This is a genomic window from Streptomyces sp. NPDC003016, from assembly GCF_053591455.1.
The window spans coordinates 82,928-99,014 of sequence record NZ_JBSFTV010000032.1; the positions used below are offsets into that span (position 1 = coordinate 82,928).

Sequence of the window (16,087 nt, forward strand, 5' to 3'; positions counted from 1 at the left end):
GTCCGGGGCGAAGCACCGGCCCGTCTACCGTTTGACGCGGCCGCGGACGGCGAGGACGGCCAGACCGAGCAGGACCGGCTCGGTGATACGGGAGGCCATCTCGGCGTAGGTGCCGGCGGTGGTGAGGTTCTGGCCGCTGCTGCGGAAGACCACGGAGTTGATCACCACCCGCAGGGACTTCTCGAACCGCTCCGTCGTCACGCGCCCGGCCAGGGGCCCGTCGGGGTTGACCGGCTCGGGCGTGTCCGTCGTCAGTGAGATGCGCGAACCGGTGACGGTGCCGGTGCTGCCGGGTTTCGGGTCGTCCTCCGGCAGGCCCCACAGCGTCATCACCGCCACGGTGACGACCGTGGCGAGCAGCAGCCAGCCGAGCGTACGGGAGGCCCGCAGCCCGTACCCGGACAGGCTCCAGTACAGGCCGAGCAGAACCCGCTCGCCCCGGGGCCGCTTGCGGTCCTTGCGGCGCATCTCCATCTCGCCGTAGTAGAAATCCGCGGCGTCCGGCTCGTTCTTGCCGTCCTCGAACGCTTTGCGCAACTGCCGGTACACCGGTCCCAGCGCGGCCGGCCCCGGCACGTGCGGCTGCCCGCCCGGTGACGGCGTCCAGCCGCTGTACCCGCCGGCCGCACGCCAGTGGTGCTCCTCCGCCAGGGCGTGACGCGGTGTCCACCGCACCGGCCGCCAGCCGCGCCGCCAAAACCCCGCGGGAGCAGGGGCCATCGGGCATTCGCCTTCCATCCTCAACTGGTCCAGGTGGACGGTTCCGGCGAACAGGCACCGCGTCAGGTCGACATCGGTCAGGACCAGGTGCGCGGCGTCGGTGCCGCGCAGCGTCGCCAGCCGCACGCCGGCCGGCGCCCCGCCCAGGGCGGCTTCGTCCAGCGGCCGGCGGTCGGCCTGGGTGAAGGGGCCGGGCCGGGCGGTGACGCTCAGTGGATACTCGAGCACCGCGTCGCTCAGGTCCACCGTGGCGTAGCGCAGCCGCAGCGCCGCGGTGGAGGCCCACCGGGTCCGCCGGCACAGCAGGCGGGGCGTTGCCGCCTCGACGGTCACCGGGTGAGCGAACACCGCGCCCGACAGTTCCAGGACGCCCCCGCAGACCAGCGGCCCGAGCTCGGAGGCCGTCTCGAACGTCGCGCCGCGGAACCCGGCGTCACCGGTGAACGTCGTACCGTCGAACCCGGCGTCACCGCTGAACGTCGCGTCGTCGAACCTGGCGTCGCGGGTGAACGTCGCGTCGTGGTACCAGGCGTGGCCGGCGAACGTCGCGCCGAGGAAGCCCGCGTCACCGGTGAACGTCGCGCCGTGGTACCAGGTGGTGCCGGTGAACGTCGCACTGTGGAACCAGGCGGTGCCGGTGAACGTCGCGTCGTGGAACCTGGCGTTGCCGGTGAAGGCCGCGCCGTCGAACCTGGCGGTGTCGGCGAAGGCCGCGCTGTCGAACCAGGCGTCGCCGGTGAAGGCGGCGCTGCTGAACCAGGCGTTGCCGGTGAAGGCCGTCCGACGGAACCAGGCGTTGCTGGTGAACGCCGCGTCGTCGAACCTGGCGTTGCCGGCGAAGTCCGCGCCGTCGAACCCCGCGTTGCCGGTGAAGGCCGCGCCGTCGAACCTGGCGTCGCCGGTGAAGTCCGCGTTGTCGAATCTGGCGTCGCCGGTGAACGCGACGCGGCGGAACCCCGCGTCGCCGCCGAAGGCCGCGCGGCGGAATCCCGCGTTGCCGGTGAACACCGCGTCGCGGAACCCCGCGTTGCCGGTGAAGACCGCGCGGCGGAACCCCGCGTCGCCGGCGAAGACCGCGCGGCGGAACCCGGCGTCACCGGCGAAGGTCACGCCGTCGAACCCCGCGCCGCCGGTGAACGTCGCGTCGTCGAACCCCGCGTCGCCGGTGAACGTCGCGTCGTCGAACAGCGCGTCGCCGAAGTGGGGCCGACCGGTCACCGGGTCCCGGACCGCGCTCAGCAGAGCGCCGAGGAGGTGCTCGGTGAAGGGGGTGCCCCGGTGGTCGATGTCGGCGCCGGGGACCAGACGGGCCAGATAGGCGGTGCGGTCGCCGGCCTCCAGGTGGGCCGGACACACCGGGTACGGGTCCACCGCGCGGCCTCGGCAGCCGACCGGGTCGCCGGCGGCCGGTTCGGCGCCGTGCCCGCAGTACGGCCAGGAGGGCGGTTCGGGGGAAGGGCCGGCGCCGTCAGGATTCGGATCGGTCATGCCTGGTGAGTCTGCCCGGCCGCGTCACCCCGCGCCCAGGACTTCCCCGTCCCAGGACTTCTTCCGTTCCAGGACGCACCGCCCGGCGGCCGTCCGTGACCCAGCCCTCTGACCCAGCCCTGCGACCCGGCCCCGCGACCCGGCTCCGGAAGCCGAGCGCACGCGGATCGCCCCGGAGGTGTACGCACGGCCGGTGGTGCGGACCCGGTCCGTCGTCACCCCGTCGGTACCGCATGTTCTCCCCGAGGTTTCCACCAACCCCTGGTACGCCGGTGTACGCGCGGCAATGCTGTGGCGGCAGCGTGCAGCGCCCGTCCAACCGGCTATTCCTCAGGAGGATTTATGGGCCTCGGCACATTCGGCACCCTCGGACGGCCCGTCGTGCTCCTCGCGACGGTGACCGCGCTCACAGCCGGGGCGATCGCCCCCGCGGCCGCCGACACGACCCCCGACCCCCGGCCCCGCAACTCCGCGGAAGTCCTCCGGCCCGTCGCCCCACCCCCCGCGAGCACCCCGGCCGGCAGCCCGCGATCCGTCGTCGACGGCGACGGCATCGAGACCGCCCGCAGCGCCCGCCCCCTCGCCCCGGGCGTCCGCCTCCACTCGTACGACCGCCTCGAATCCGACACATGGCTCCGCGTCGACACGCTCTCCGTCGACCTCGACGGCAGCGGCGTACGCGCCGGCTACCTCCACTCCGGCAAGGTCTCCGACCGCCGTTCGGTCTCCGAACTCGCCGCCGCGCACGACCCGGGCGCGGGCCGCCGTACCGTCGCCGCCATCAACGCGGACTTCTTCGACATCAACCAGACCGGCGCCCCGCAGGGCCCCGGCATCAAGGACGGCGAGACGGTCCACTCCCCGGCCCCGGGCAACAACCGGGCCGTCGGCATCGGCCCCGGGAGCGCGGGCCGCGTCCTCCGGCTGTACTTCGAGGGAACCCTCGCCCTGCCCGCCGGGACGCACCCCCTGGCGTCGTACAACGCGGCCGATGTGCCGGCCGGGGGAGTGGGGGCGTACAACTCGGGCTGGGGCACGGCCGACCGCGCCCTGACGGTGGACGCCGCGACCCCCGTCGCCGAAGCGGTCGTACGGGACGGAAAGGTCGTCGAGGTGACGGACGGACCCGGCACCGGGCCCGTCCCCGAGGGCACCACGGTCCTCGTCGGCCGTGAGGCCGGGGCGGCCGTCCTCGAGGCGCTCGAACCGGGTGACCCGGTGCGGATGGAGTACCGGGCGCGCACCGACAGCGGGCCCGTACCGCGCACCGCCGTCGGCGGCCGCGAACTGCTCGTCGTGGACGGCGTACCGCAGAACCACGACGGCCAGGGCAACAACACCGCCGCGCCCCGTACCGCCGTCGGATTCTCCGAGGACGGCAGTGAGATGCAGGTGGTCACCGTCGACGGCCGCCAGGCCGACAGCGGTGGCGTCACCCTCACCGAACTCGCCCTGATGATGAAGCGCGCCGGATCGCACAGCGCGCTGAACCTCGACGGCGGCGGCTCGTCGACGCTGATCGCGCGCGAACCCGGCAGCGACGCGCTCCAGGTGGAGAACAGCCCGTCCGACGGCAGCGAACGCACCGTACCCAACGGCCTCGCCCTCACCGCCCCCGACGGCAGCGGACACCTGCGCGGCTACTGGGTCGAGACGCGTACGCCGGCCGGCAGCGCACCCACCGCGGACCCCGTCAGGGGCGGCCACCCCGAACGGGTCTTCCCCGGCCTGACCCGCCGGCTCACCGCCGCCGGTTACGACGAGACGTACGGCCCGGCGGCCGGAGAACCGCGCTGGCACAGCGCCCGCGCGTCCGTGGGTCAGGTCGACGACGACGGGCTGTTCACGGCGCGCCGCGGCGGCACCACACAGGTGCGGGCGCACCGGGGCCCCGCCGAAGGCGACATGCGGCTGACCGTCCTCGACGACCTCGCCCGCATCGAGCCGACCACGCGGCGGGTGGGGCTGGCGGACGCGGAGGCGAGCGGCACGTTCGGCATCGTCGGGTACGACGCCCACGGCACCAGCGCCCCGGTGGAACCGCGTGACGTCACACTCGACTACGACCGTTCGCTCTTCGACGTCCGTGACGACGGCCGGGGCAACTTCACCGTCACGTCGCGCACGGGCAGCGGCGCCGCGGGCCGGATCGAGGCCACCGCAGGAGGCGTCGTCACCGCACTCGCCGTCAGCGTCGGCCTGGCCGAGCAGGCGGTGTCCGCGTTCGACGACGCCGCGTCCTGGACCTTCGGCCAGGCCCGCGCGAGCGGCTCGGTCGCGGCGGCCCCCGAAGGCCACACCGGTACCGGGCTGAAGCTCACGTACGACTTCACGCAGTCGACGGCGACCCGCGCCGCCTACGCCAACCCGCCGCGGCCGGTCGCCGTGGCGGGCCGGCCCCAGTCCTTCAGGATGTGGATCAAGGGAGACGACAGGGGTGCCTGGCCGACGCTGCACCTGAAGGACGCGGCGGGCTCCGACCAGTTGCTGCGCGGTCCGTTCCTCACCTGGACCGGCTGGCGGCAGGTGACCTTCGCCGTACCGCCGGGGGCGGCGACGCCGCTGAAGGTGCACCGGTTCTACCTGGCCGAGACGGCGGCAGCCAAGCAGTACGCGGGCGAGATCGTCATCGACACGCTGACGGCGCAGGTGCCGCCCACGGTCGACCTGCCCGAGCAGCCCGTCCCGGCCGACCCGCTCATCGATCCCGAGGCCGGGACGGAGGGCAGGGACTGGCAGTTCGCGGTGGTGTCCGACGCCCAGTTCGTCGCCCGCGACCCGGACAGCGCCATCGTGGCGCAGGCGCGCCGTACGCTGCGTGAGATCAAGGCGGCGAAGCCGGACTTCCTGGTCGTCAACGGCGACCTCGTCGACGAGGGCTCACCGGCCGACCTCGCCTTCGCCCGCCGCGTCCTGACGGAGGAACTGGGCGACGCCCTGCCCTGGTACTACGTCCCCGGAAACCACGAGGTGATGGGCGGGAAGATCGACAACTTCGTCGCCGAATTCGGCCCGGCCCACCGGACGTTCGACCACGAAGGCACCCGCTTCGTCACCCTCGACACGTCGAGCCTGAGCCTGCGGGGCGGCGGCTTCGCACAGATCAAGAACCTGCGCGCGCAGCTCGAAGCGGCGGCGAAGGACGAGCGGATCGGCTCGGTCGTCCTGGTGGAACACGTCCCGCCGCGCGACCCGACCGCACAGAAGGGCAGCCAGCTGGGCGACCGCAAGGAGGCGGCGCTGATCGAGGGGTGGCTGTCCGCGTTCCGGCGTACGACCGGGAAGGGCGCGAGCCTCATCGGCAGCCACGTGGGGGTCTTCCACGCCGCGCGCGTGGACGGCGTCCCGTACCTGGTCAACGGCAACTCCGGCAAGGCGCCTGCGGGACCGCCGGACGAGGGCGGCTTCACCGGCTGGTCGCTGGTGGGCGTCGACCGGGTCTCACGCGCCGAACAGGCGGCGGCCCGGCAGCGCCCCTGGGCGGGCGGACCCGACTGGATGTCGGTCCAGACCCGCGCCCACGTGGACGCCCTGGCACTCGACGCGCCCTCCGTACTGGCCCCCGGTCGCAGCGCGGCCGTGACGGCGACCGTCACCCAGGGCTCGCGCCGGGTCCCGGTCGCCTTCCCGCTGAGCGCGGACTGGACGGGCTCCCCGGACCTCCACATCGGCCCCGCGGAGGACGCCCGCCCCCGCCACCGGGCGGCCTTCGACCCGGCCACGGGAACCCTGACGGCGCTGCGGCCGGGCGCGGTCGTCCTCGCGGCAACGGTCAACGGCACGACACAGCGCACCGAGATCCGCATCGTGGCATCGGCCGCACCCAGCGCATGACCCACGCCCCACCACCCACGCCCCCTGCCCATGACCTGTGACACAGGACGGCGGTTCCGCGCGACCGGCGGCGCCCGGGGCAAGGTTTTCCTGCCTCGGGCGCCGCCCCCTCCCGCACCTCGCTCACACCTTGCGGTAGTCGTACGCCTCCTTGGCCGCAGCCTCCACCGCGTCCAGGTCCGCGCCCGCCGACGCGGTGACCACCGCGGCCACCGCGCCCTCCACGAACGGCGCGTCCACCAGCCGTGCCCCGTCCGGCAGTTCGTCGCCCTCGGCCAGCAGCGCCTTCACGGTGAGCACCGCGCTGCCCAGGTCGACCAGCACGGCGACGCCCGCGCCGCCGTCGACCGACCCGGCCGCCTCCGCGATCAGCTCCGCACTGGTGCCGAGCCCCCCGTCGGGCGTACCGCCCGCGGCGGCCACCGGCGCGGTGTCCTTGCCGCCCGCGAGCCCCTTCGCCAGCTCGGCGACGGACGCCGCGACCGACGCGCTGTGCGAGACGAGCACGATCCCGACCGCCTTCCCCCCGCTCTCGCCCCTGCCGCTCTTCCCGTCCCCCCCGCTCACGCGTGCTCCTCCGTGGAATCAGCCGTGTCGGCGAGCGCGCCGATCAGCAGCGCCGACGAGGTCGCGCCCGGATCCTGGTGCCCGATGCTCCGTTCCCCCAGATAACTCGCCCTGCCCTTGCGCGCCCGCAGCGGTACGGTCGCGAGCGCCCCCTCGTCCGCCGCGGCCCGCGCCGCGCCGAACGACAGCGACTCCCTGAGCGCACCGACCGCCGGAATCAGCGCGTCCAGCATCGTTTTGTCCCCGGCCTTCGCCCCGCCCAGCTGCGCCACCGCGTCGGCCCCCGCCCGCAGCGCCTCGGCGAGCTGCTCGGGCGTCACCTCGCCCCCGTCGCCGAGCGCCTTGCCCGTACGCCGCAACAGCGTTCCGTACAACGGCCCGGAGGCCCCGCCGACGGTCGAGATCAACTGCCGCCCCGCGAGCGCCAGTACGGCGCCGGGCGTGCCGGGGGGTTCCTCGTCCAGCGCGGCGGCGACGGCCGCGAAGCCGCGTTGCAGGTTGCTGCCGTGATCGGCGTCGCCGATGGCCGAGTCCAGCTCGGTGAGGCGGCCGGCCTCGCGGTCCACGGCGGCCGCCGTGGCGGACATCCAGCGACGGAAGAATTCGGTGTCGAGCACCAGCACAAGGTCTCCTTCACGCGATCGTTCGACGGTGACGCGTTCGGTTACGCGTTCCATGCGTACGGGTCAACGCCCCCAGCGCAGCGCGGCGGTCTCGACCGGCGCGTCCCACAGGCGCAGCAGTTCCTCGTCGACCTGGCAGAGCGTCACCGAGCAGCCCGCCATGTCCAGCGAGGTGACGTAGTTCCCGACGAGCGTACGGGCCACGGCGACACCCCGCTCGGACAGCACGCGCTGCACCTCGGCGTTGAATCCGTACAGCTCCAGCAGCGGAGTGGCGCCCATCCCGTTGACGAGTACGAGCACGGGCCGTGTCGGCCGCAGATCCTCCAGCACCGTGTCGACCACGAAGTCCGCGATCTCGCCCGAGGTCATCATCGGCCGCCGCTCCCGGCCCGGCTCGCCATGGATGCCGATGCCCAACTCGAGTTCGCCGGGCGGCAGATCGAAGGTCGGGGAACCCTTCGCGGGCGTGGTGACGGAGCTGAGCGCGACCCCGAAACTCCGGGAGGACTCGTTGACCTGCCGCGCGACGGCCGCCACCCGGTCCAGCGGTGCGCCCTCCTCGGCGGCGGCGCCCGCGATCTTCTCGACGAAGAGCGTCGCGCCCGTACCGCGCCGGCCCGCCGTGAAGAGACTGTCGGTCACGGCGACGTCGTCATTGACGACGACCTTGGCGACCCGGACGCCCTCGTCCTCCGCCAGCTCGGCGGCCATGTCGAAGTTGAGTACGTCGCCGGTGTAGTTCTTGACGACGAACAGCACCCCCTGCCCGCTGTCGACCGCGGCCGCGGCCCGCACCATCTGGTCGGGAACGGGCGACGTGAACACCTCGCCGGGACAGGCGGCGGACAGCATCCCGGGTCCGACGAACCCGCCGTGCAGCGGTTCGTGCCCGCTGCCCCCACCCGACACGAGGCCCACGGTGTCCGCGACGGGTGCGTCGCGCCGTACGACGACGCGGTTCTCCACATCGACCGCGAGCTGGGGATGCGCGGCGGCCATTCCGCGCAGCGCATCCGCGACGACCGTCTCTGCCACGTTGATGAGCATCTTCAACGGTTCCTCCCGGGAAGTCTGTCAACCAGTCTCCTGGACTGGGTTTTGCCTGGTCAGAGCTGGTATTCGGGGTAGTGCCCTTTGGTGGTCCGTAGCGGCCTCAGGCGGTCTCTGGCGGTACTGATGCTGACTTGAGCTGAGTTTCCTGTCTGCCCATCAGGTCTTTCTGGAGTGCCGCTGACCGGTTGGGCGACGTTCAGTATCGAGGAGGCGGAAGCCATCCGGCCCCACGAGCAGGACAGCCGCGTTGATCGTTGTCACAACGGCGGCGTAATCGTTGTTCATCGCCCAACCCATGCGCGTCCCCCCAAGGCCTTGCGGCGAGCCGCGCCACATCAGCACCCGACACGTTCCATCCCTGCACAGTGCTACGTGACGCCAAACAGGAACGCGGGGCCCGAGACGCAACGGGCACGCGGTCCGCAGGCCGCCGGGACGGAGGCCGCGCGCGGGAGCGGCCGGGGACAGAGCTGGAGACGCGGACGGCAGAAAGCCGCAAGGGGCCGCGGTCGCGGCGGAAGCCCGGTGGACGGACGCGGAGGCCGCACGGCGGGCGCCGGGCGGCCAAGAGGCGCTGTGGGCTGGGAGCGGTCGGGGCACGGCGGCCGGACAGCGGGGTGCCGACCGGCGGGAACGGCGGCGGGCCGGGGGCCGGCCGGTCGGTCGGCCAAGGCCGCAGGCACCAGCGCTCGCGTCGGCGGGTGGCGGCCGCGGCACGGCGGCACTCGGCAGTGGGACCGGGACGGGACGGGACCAGGATGAGCAGGAGCTCGCCGGTGGTGGCCGCGGCGGAGCGGAAGGCGCGGAAACGGCGGGGCATGGCAGCACTGCCAGCTGGCGGCGGAGGCGGTCGGCGGTCGGCAGGGTGAGGTACGGCGCCGCGACGGTCGTAGGTGAGACGGTGACTGTCCCTCCCTCGTAGCCTGAAGACTGGCCACATCCCCCTGAACACGCCACGCCGCTGACCGCCCTGACCGCCGCTGCCCCCGTCAGCCGCACAGCCAGAGGAAACGAGTGCCACTATCTGTGCAACCGTTTTTTGGTTGCTGAATTGGTGGCATGACTGTGATGACTCTGCGCATTCCCGATGATCTCGATCCGTCGATCCGCGCCGGCGCGGAGGCGGCGGGGCTCTCCCTCAACGCGTACATCGTCCGCGCCGCACGCCGCCAGGCCGTCCTCGACGCTGCCCAGCATCTCGCCCAGCTCGGTCTCGGCGACGAGCTGGGCGGCGAGGGCGACACCCTGTGAAGCGTGGGGAAATCTGGACGCTCACTGACGGCCGGAGTGTCCTCGTCGTCTCGCTCGACGGCCTGGAACAGGCGTATGGCGCGGTGCTCGCGATCGTGCTGCACCCCTTCGGCCGCTTCCCGGACACCCTGATGTCCGTAGCCCTCGAAGAGCCGATGGCATGCACCGCGGTCGCCGTCGACATCCAGCAGCTACGCACCACCCGTTTCGAGGGCGCAAAGCTGATCGGGACGGTCGGCACGGACGCGATGAGGCGGGTCAGCCAGTCCCTCCAGGCAGTGCTGGACCTGTAGGTGATTCCTCCCTCCGGATAAGTCCGAAGGGCTTCTCCTGTCAGTGGCTGGACCACCTCGACGAGGCCGACCGCGCCGCCTACCTCGCGGCGCTGTCACCCGGCGCCGACATCGACCACCGCGCCACCCCCTTCACCCCTGAACTGCTGGGTCAGTTACTCGTCGCCCTACGCGACCCCACCACCGGCAAGCCCCATATCGGCACCGCCCAGTTCGGTGCGGCATCCTTCTCCGACGATGCCTGGTTCAGCAGGACCTCCACCTCGACCAGCTGAAGGTCGACGGCTGGTGCACCTTCGCCACCACCCCCACCGGTTGGGACCGGCGCTTCCCCTGGCGGTGGAGCCGTCGCAACCCCTGACCGAGGAGCACTACTGGTGGGTGCGCACCGCCCGCCACCCCGGCCGGGCCACCGCCCTGGGCTGGAGCAGCCCGCCGCAGGACGCCTCCGAGCTGAGGCCGACGGCGGTGGCGGCGCTGTACCGGCAGTTGTGCAAGTCGCTGGGGGACGGCAAGAACGAGCCGGACGCCGCCGACTTTTACGAGGTGGTGCGCGATTGGGGTCGCGGCGGAATCGAGCGGTGCGGGTTGGGGGCGGTGTCCCTGTATACCTGCTCACAGCGGGCCGGCTGAGATACTCCGGCCATGGATGCTGGGGCGATAGGGAGCGGGGCACGGTCGGACGTGGTGCTGCCCGCACGGATTGAGCCGGCGCATGGCTCGGGGTGGATGCTGCGTTCTGCGCAGGCAGCGGATGTCGAGATGATCGCGGAGCTGCGGGCCGTGGTCATGCGTGCAGATTTGGAGCGGCTCGGGCGCTACGACGAGCACCGGGTGCGGCAGCGGCTGCGGGATTCCTTCTCTACACAGCACACATCCGTCATCATGATCGACCGCGAACTCACAGGATGCGTCACGGTCCGGCCTGTCGACGGTGGGCAGTTGCTGGAGCATTTCTACCTTGCTCCGCAGCATCAGGGCCGAGGGCTCGGATCAGCGGTGTTGTGCACGCTGCTGGAGCGCACCGACGCGCGGGGGATGACCGTCCGTTTGAATGTCTTGCGGGGCAGTTCGGCCCAGCGGCTCTACGAGCGCCACGGATTCGTAGTGGAAGTCCAAGATCCGATCGACGTCTTCATGGTGCGCGCGGCGGGCGCGGGCACCGTCTCCAAAGCCTGACCGGCGACAGAGAAACGGCTTGCGGGCGCGCGGGAGCCGTAACGTCTGCGGTACCAACTTCCGCCAACGGCCCTGCACACGGGACGAGTGGCTGGATCAGCTACCCACCCAGGGCGCCTTCACCCGGCTCCCGCAGACCAGGCTGGAGGACGTGCTGGCCGGCGTCGGCGCCGCCATCGACGCGGCAGGAGGCAGCTTCACGATGCACTACGCCACTATGGCAGTCACCACGATGCGAACCGGTACCCCACCCAACAACACACCAGGCCAGCCACCACCCGGCACACCAACAAGCCCCCCTCCGAGCATCAGGCGTTCCGTCTCGTCGAACGACAGCCCACCACGCACGGCAGCGGCTGGCGTCGGTGGTGTACGAAGTCCTTTGTGAACGAACAGATCCAGGCCACGGCCGTCCGCGTCTTCATAGCCCTTGCTCCGCCCGACGACGCCAAGGAGGAGCTGGCGCAGGCGCTGCGGCCCGCCTATGACGCCTACCCGCGCATGCGGTGGAACCGCATCGAAGACTGGCACATTACTCTGGCGTTCCTCGGTGAGCTGCCGAGGTCAGCCGTTTCGCTCTTGCGGCCGCCGCTCGCGGAATTCACAGCGAGGCGCCACCCTCTGCACCTGACTTTGTGCGGCAGCGGGCACTTCGACGAGCGTGTGCTGTGGAGCGGGATCGGCGGGGACCTCGAAGGACTGCGGCTGCTCGCCGGGGAGGTGCGGGCGCTGGTCAAGGAACATGGCGTCAGCTTCATGGACCGGCCGCTGAACCCCCACCTGACGCTCGCCCGTTCGCGCCGCGGCGATGCTTCCAGCGCGGTACAGGCCGCCGCAGGGCTTTCCGCGTTCACCGGCCGCACATGGCAGGCCGAGCGTCTGCACCTGGTCGGCAGCAACTTCGGCCGCGGCCCCGGGCCGATCCACTACCGCGACATCGAGGCCTGGTCCTTCAGCAGCGCGAAATGAACCGTCCTTGTGGGCGGGGCAAGGGTGGAGGCCACGCCGTGGGGATACGGGCGGGTTTGAGCGCACGCATCAGGGCGCTGGTGCACCGTGACTTCCCTGATCCCCAGGGAACGGTGGTCTCCGCGACCGGTGCCGGAAAGAGATCCCCGCGGCACGACGGGCAGGTGGAGACACGCCGCGATGGTGAGGGCGGGACGGCCGTCGGCGGCGATGTGGAAGCTGATGTGCGAGGTGAGCCCGCAGGACGGGCCGACGTGCCCGGTGGAGCAGACGCGGGGCAGGGAGCGGATTAGCTCTTCGGCGTCGAGGTCATACTGGTCCAGGGTGGCGACCGTGAACTGCCAGACGGGCCACACCCCCTCCATGGGGTACTGGTGCGCCATGGCCGTCAAAAGCGCCGTCTGCTCCCGGGAGAGCTCCGCCGCCAGGTCGTTCGAGGCATCCGTCTTTTCGTCAGGGCGCGATCAGCAGCACTTTCGAGCGTCTGCGTCACGCGCCTGCCCTGGGGCTGGCGAACGAGCGGCACGGCCGGGAGCTGGCACAGGCCCGGGAGGAGCATCTGCGCTCCCCGCTCATCCGCCAGCAGACCTGACCGGCGCCGCCCGCACATGCTGGTGCAGGAGACGGCGCCGCTGAGAGCCAGCTTGGTGGGGGACCAACCGTCATGCCTCGTCGTCGTGGTTGTACAGGCGCTGCTCCAAGTCGCTCACCCAAAGCTGGGCCCACGCGCGCAGCTCGGCCGTCTCCTCTTCGGTGAGACCGTACGCCGCGAACTCGTCGTCGTCGGCCCACTCCGCACCGATCAGCCGGTCGCGGAGGTCGTGAAGGCGAAACTCCTCGCGGCCGTGCCGCCTGCCGAGCCGTTCCAGCTCATTGCTGGTGCGGTGGCGGGAGGCTGCGTGCACATCGATCAAGTCGCGGACGGCGCCGCGGTCGGCCAGGGCGCGGACCTTGGTGCCGATGACGGAGTCGAAGGCGAGGACCGGCCCGTACTCGGTCTGGGCCGGGGGCGTCCAGAAGTGTTCTTTGAGGACATCGACCTCGCACTCGTCGCCGGTGTCCGGGTCCGCGGCGATCAGACGGGCCGACAGTGCGTCTACATCGATCACGCGCACACCCCAGCCCCGCGAGACCAGACCCTGCTCCAGGCTGGCGATGATCTCCGCCATCGGAGCCGGGTTCTCGGTGGCGACGTCGAGATCCTGGCTCAGACGCTCGACGAGACCGTGAGCCTGCACGGCATACCCGCCGGTAAGGACGAGAGGGAAAGGGGAGCCGATGTCGATGACCGCGGCCAGGAGCCGACGGTGCAGGTCGCTCAGTTTCACGCGGCGGCTGATCCCACGGTCGTCAGCTCGGGAAAAGCTTCCTCCCAGACCTGCCGCAGGTGCCTGCTGACCAGGGTACGCAGGACGGGCCACTGGACCAGGAGGAGATCGCGGTTCAGCAGGGACACGATGTCCTCGTGCTGCCCCTCGGCCAGGACGGTGCGGTACAGACCCATGCGAAGACGTGGGCGGTCCAGGTCGTAGGCGCGCAGTCCAGACCAGGCGACGTGCAGCGGCAGCTCGACCACGCCGTGCTGCGGACCTGCGAGCTTGTCCAGTGAGGCAGGCAGCCGGCCCGCGTACCGGGCGTGCAGCACCTCGGCGGCCGAGGACGCCGCACCTGTGGAGGAGAGCATGACCATGGACCCGATTATCCCCCCTCCCGACCGTCTGCGGAACCGCACAGGAGCGCAACCGTCCCGATAGGCGTTTCGCGACCCGCCCCGGGGGGCCGGGGCAGCAGTCCTGCCGCGCGGGGGCACCGACGATATGTGCCCCCGCCGGCACCTGACCAACGCCCCGCCAACGACCCGCCCCGGACTGTGTACGCCTTCTCGAACCGCTCGGTGGTGACGCATCTTGTCCACGGTTACGTCGGTCGGGGGCGTTGGTGGTGTTGGGTCTGGGCAGGCGCCTGCATCGGCGCTGTCACGTTGTTAGGTGTGTGAGTGCCCCACCACGCCCCGACGCGCCGTCAGGCACTCACACACCTAACAACGTGACAGCGCCCGTCACCGGGGTAGCGACCGAAACGCCGACCGACCGCCGCGCGCCATACACGTTCAACACGGCGGAAGAGCACGTCGACATGGTCATGATTGCTCATCACCTGGCAAAGGAGCAGCCGGAAGACGTAAATCTAGAGCCCACCGACTACTGAGAGAACCGCAGCAAGGGGACATGTCCGATCACGGCCTCCGGCCCCATCCGCCCAGACCTGCCTGAAGACTGCGGGCCGATGCGCTCCAGCTCAGTCTGAAAAGGAGCAGGCGCGGCGGCTACAACCACCCCCATTCCACCGCCGACGGATTCCGCCCGCTCCGCCCGATGATCGAAACGGCCTAGTACTCCAGCCGTAGCTCGTGATCTCGATGGTGAGGGACGCCGAGGCGACAGGTGGCCAGCGTCGATCATCTCGCCCGAGATCGCCCACGCCGTCGCGGCCGTCGGCTCCTTCTCCGTCTACCCGAGTTCACCGAGACGGAGGGCGTCCCTTATCTCGCTGAGCTTCGCGGTTGTTGCCGGGGTCCGCTCCTGCGCTTGTTCAGCGAGTTGCAGGGCATCGTCAATCTCGCTGAGCTTCACGCAGGACAGGACGGCCGCCCGCTCTATCAGGTCGTCCCGGGACACAGTGGTCAGCCACGTGCAAGGGGTGAAGCCTGGACGCGGGAACGCGAGCCGCAGCACGCCTTCGAACGGCAGACCTTCACTGGCGCCGACCATCACTTCGATGCCCAGACCGCTGATGTCGACGCCCGCCGGAGTGACGACCTGCATCATCCGGATACCGGCCGTGTCGTCTCCCGACAGCAGTACGACCAGCCTCCGCTCGTCGAACTGGACCCACCAGACTTCGCCACGTTGCACAAGTCCTCCAGACACAGGATGGCAGGCAGACGCTGCGCGCGCCTGACGCGCTGTGGAGACGGGTGCGGCCACCGTTGATCATCGGTGTGTGAAGACTGAAGATCATGCGGTGGCCACAGGTCACAGCGTAAACCCTGCCCGCTGGCAGGAGGCGTTCGAGGGCCTGATGAGTCGGATAGCGGGACGGTTCACGCGGTTCGAATCCCGGCGCTGGGCCCGGAAGTTGGTACTCGGCCTGCTGTCGGACCTGCCGCGCAAGAACTGCTGGACCATCGCCAAGTGGGACGCCGACCAGGTCCGCGACGACGTAAGTGACTACGTGGTGGAGCATCTGCACGACGACGAGGCGGTGCTGGTGGCCGACGAGACCGGCGACGTGAAGAAAGGCACCGACACCGTCGGTGTCCAGCGCCAGTACACCAGCACCGCAGGCAGGATCGAGAACACCCAGGTCGCCGTCTACCTGGTCTACGCCGGCCGCCGGGATACGACTACTGCGGCCGTCTTCTCCAGGCGTGCCCTGGCAGGGCGGTAAGCCGCGTGGAGTCGGCGGACACGCCGTGGTACCGCACCGGCAACCGGATGATGCGGGCGCGCTGGGCGCCGTGACGAGTCGGTGGTGGGGGCGTACGAAGACCTGGTGAGTCGGCCCGGGCAGGCGAAGAACCCGGGCCGGCCGCATCGTCAGAACTGATGCTCGGCCTGCGTGCTGCTTGTTAACGGCTGCGTTTCAGTGAGGTCGTGCTACTGCTGACTGGCGTTCCTGTCGCGGGTCCGGGTGTTGGCCGGCCATGCAAGGTTCCCGGCGTGAGATCGCTCGGGGGTTGCGACGGGTGCGTACTGGCTGGACTCGCCGGTGCACGGCGGCTGGGTGTGGAGGTCTGCGGCGGGGACATATGTGGCTGTGACGTCCATCGCGGGCTCCTCGTTCTGTCCGCCGGCCCTGCGACAGCCTCTCGGGGTGGTGGAGCCGGCGGGCGGATGCGGGCGGCCCCTGTCTGACAGGTCGACTCCTATGGCTTCGCTCGAGGACTCCGCCCGCATGCTTCACGCCTTGTTGCGCGCCAGTCATCTGTCCGCGTTCGAGGAGCTGCCGACCCTGGTAGACCGGCACGCCGGTGACGCCGGGCTGCAACGGGCGCGTATCTACGTCGCCGACATCCAGGAACTGGTGTTGCGGGAGGCCACCGGG

Annotated in this window: 15 protein-coding genes and 1 pseudogene; 8 read left to right on the plus strand and 8 right to left on the minus strand. The window is 71.2% G+C overall.

Annotated elements, in window-relative coordinates; translation table 11 throughout:
• Positions 1 to 24: 24 nt before the first annotated feature.
• On the minus strand, positions 25 to 2,208 hold the full coding sequence (locus tag ACWDZ4_RS25705; RefSeq protein ID WP_451510745.1) for a pentapeptide repeat-containing protein: 2,184 nt from the start codon (positions 2,206 to 2,208) through the stop codon (positions 25 to 27).
• A 342-nt stretch (positions 2,209 to 2,550) separates the two neighbouring features.
• Here ACWDZ4_RS25705 and ACWDZ4_RS25710 point away from each other — a divergent pair, with 342 nt between their 5' ends.
• Complete coding sequence (locus ACWDZ4_RS25710) at positions 2,551 to 6,042, plus strand: phosphodiester glycosidase family protein (protein WP_451510746.1); 3,492 nt, start codon at positions 2,551 to 2,553, stop codon at positions 6,040 to 6,042.
• 123 nt (positions 6,043 to 6,165) lie between these two features.
• On the opposite strand, the gene ACWDZ4_RS25715 is transcribed toward ACWDZ4_RS25710, so the two are convergent.
• From ACWDZ4_RS25715 to dhaK, 3 genes are all read right to left on the minus strand, one after another.
• Complete coding sequence (locus ACWDZ4_RS25715) at positions 6,166 to 6,609, minus strand: PTS-dependent dihydroxyacetone kinase phosphotransferase subunit DhaM (RefSeq protein ID WP_451510747.1); 444 nt, start codon at positions 6,607 to 6,609, stop codon at positions 6,166 to 6,168.
• Positions 6,606 to 7,226 (minus strand): dihydroxyacetone kinase subunit DhaL, encoded by a 621-nt coding sequence (gene dhaL / locus ACWDZ4_RS25720; protein WP_451510748.1) that lies wholly within the window; start codon positions 7,224 to 7,226, stop codon positions 6,606 to 6,608. The genes ACWDZ4_RS25715 and dhaL overlap by 4 nt, the downstream gene beginning before the upstream one ends.
• A 69-nt stretch (positions 7,227 to 7,295) precedes the next feature.
• Positions 7,296 to 8,288, minus strand: coding sequence for a dihydroxyacetone kinase subunit DhaK (gene dhaK / locus ACWDZ4_RS25725; protein WP_451510749.1), 993 nt, complete (start codon positions 8,286 to 8,288; stop codon positions 7,296 to 7,298).
• Between the two features lie 1,059 nt (positions 8,289 to 9,347).
• Here dhaK and ACWDZ4_RS25730 point away from each other — a divergent pair.
• The 5 genes from ACWDZ4_RS25730 (at position 9,348) to thpR (ending at position 11,980) form a co-directional block, all read left to right on the plus strand.
• Positions 9,348 to 9,539: a toxin-antitoxin system HicB family antitoxin gene (locus tag ACWDZ4_RS25730; RefSeq protein ID WP_255305801.1), complete on the plus strand. Its 192-nt coding sequence runs from the start codon at positions 9,348 to 9,350 to the stop codon at positions 9,537 to 9,539.
• Positions 9,536 to 9,832, plus strand: coding sequence for a hypothetical protein (locus ACWDZ4_RS25735; RefSeq protein WP_451510750.1), 297 nt, complete (start codon positions 9,536 to 9,538; stop codon positions 9,830 to 9,832). Before ACWDZ4_RS25730 ends, ACWDZ4_RS25735 begins: the two co-directional genes overlap by 4 nt.
• Positions 9,833 to 10,120: 288 nt before the next feature.
• Complete coding sequence (locus ACWDZ4_RS25740) at positions 10,121 to 10,465, plus strand: hypothetical protein (protein WP_451510751.1); 345 nt, start codon at positions 10,121 to 10,123, stop codon at positions 10,463 to 10,465.
• Between the two features lie 51 nt (positions 10,466 to 10,516).
• Positions 10,517 to 11,011, plus strand: a complete 495-nt coding sequence (locus tag ACWDZ4_RS25745) for a GNAT family N-acetyltransferase (RefSeq protein WP_451510752.1) — start codon at positions 10,517 to 10,519, stop codon at positions 11,009 to 11,011.
• Between the two features lie 384 nt (positions 11,012 to 11,395).
• Positions 11,396 to 11,980, plus strand: coding sequence for an RNA 2',3'-cyclic phosphodiesterase (thpR, locus tag ACWDZ4_RS25750; protein ID WP_451510753.1), 585 nt, complete (start codon positions 11,396 to 11,398; stop codon positions 11,978 to 11,980).
• Here the strand turns inward: thpR and ACWDZ4_RS25755 are convergent.
• The 3 genes from ACWDZ4_RS25755 to ACWDZ4_RS25765 form a co-directional block, all read right to left on the minus strand.
• Positions 11,938 to 12,363, minus strand: a complete 426-nt coding sequence (locus tag ACWDZ4_RS25755) for a hypothetical protein (RefSeq protein WP_451510754.1) — start codon at positions 12,361 to 12,363, stop codon at positions 11,938 to 11,940. The two genes, thpR and ACWDZ4_RS25755, sit on opposite strands and share 43 nt — an antisense overlap.
• Before the next feature lie 279 nt (positions 12,364 to 12,642).
• Positions 12,643 to 13,308 (minus strand): nucleotidyl transferase AbiEii/AbiGii toxin family protein, encoded by a 666-nt coding sequence (locus ACWDZ4_RS25760; protein WP_451510755.1) that lies wholly within the window; start codon positions 13,306 to 13,308, stop codon positions 12,643 to 12,645.
• On the minus strand, positions 13,305 to 13,670 hold the full coding sequence (locus tag ACWDZ4_RS25765) for a hypothetical protein (protein WP_451510756.1): 366 nt from the start codon (positions 13,668 to 13,670) through the stop codon (positions 13,305 to 13,307). Before ACWDZ4_RS25765 ends, ACWDZ4_RS25760 begins: the two co-directional genes overlap by 4 nt.
• 356 nt (positions 13,671 to 14,026) lie before the next feature.
• On the opposite strand from ACWDZ4_RS25765, the gene ACWDZ4_RS25770 reads away from it, so the two are divergent.
• On the plus strand, positions 14,027 to 14,188 hold the full coding sequence (locus tag ACWDZ4_RS25770; protein WP_451510757.1) for a hypothetical protein: 162 nt from the start codon (positions 14,027 to 14,029) through the stop codon (positions 14,186 to 14,188).
• A gap of 302 nt (positions 14,189 to 14,490) precedes the next feature.
• On the opposite strand, the gene ACWDZ4_RS25775 is transcribed toward ACWDZ4_RS25770, so the two are convergent.
• Positions 14,491 to 14,895 (minus strand): type II toxin-antitoxin system PemK/MazF family toxin, encoded by a 405-nt coding sequence (locus tag ACWDZ4_RS25775; RefSeq protein ID WP_451510758.1) that lies wholly within the window; start codon positions 14,893 to 14,895, stop codon positions 14,491 to 14,493.
• A 166-nt stretch (positions 14,896 to 15,061) separates the two neighbouring features.
• On the opposite strand from ACWDZ4_RS25775, the pseudogene ACWDZ4_RS25780 reads away from it, so the two are divergent.
• Positions 15,062 to 15,379, plus strand: a pseudogene (locus ACWDZ4_RS25780) (transposase); the annotation flags it as partial.
• Between the last annotated feature and the right edge of the window lie 708 nt (positions 15,380 to 16,087).

Excerpts from the sequence above, each read along its gene's own strand:
- ACWDZ4_RS25705 (WP_451510745.1), bottom strand. The coding sequence starts at position 2,208 with ATGACCGATCCGAATCCTGACGGCGCCGGCCCTTCCCCCGAACCGCCC.
- ACWDZ4_RS25710 (WP_451510746.1), top strand. The coding sequence starts at position 2,551 with ATGGGCCTCGGCACATTCGGCACCCTCGGACGGCCCGTCGTGCTCCTC.
- ACWDZ4_RS25730 (WP_255305801.1), top strand. The coding sequence starts at position 9,348 with ATGACTGTGATGACTCTGCGCATTCCCGATGATCTCGATCCGTCGATC.
- ACWDZ4_RS25755 (WP_451510754.1), bottom strand. The coding sequence starts at position 12,363 with ATGGCGCACCAGTACCCCATGGAGGGGGTGTGGCCCGTCTGGCAGTTC.
- ACWDZ4_RS25765 (WP_451510756.1), bottom strand. The coding sequence starts at position 13,670 with ATGGTCATGCTCTCCTCCACAGGTGCGGCGTCCTCGGCCGCCGAGGTG.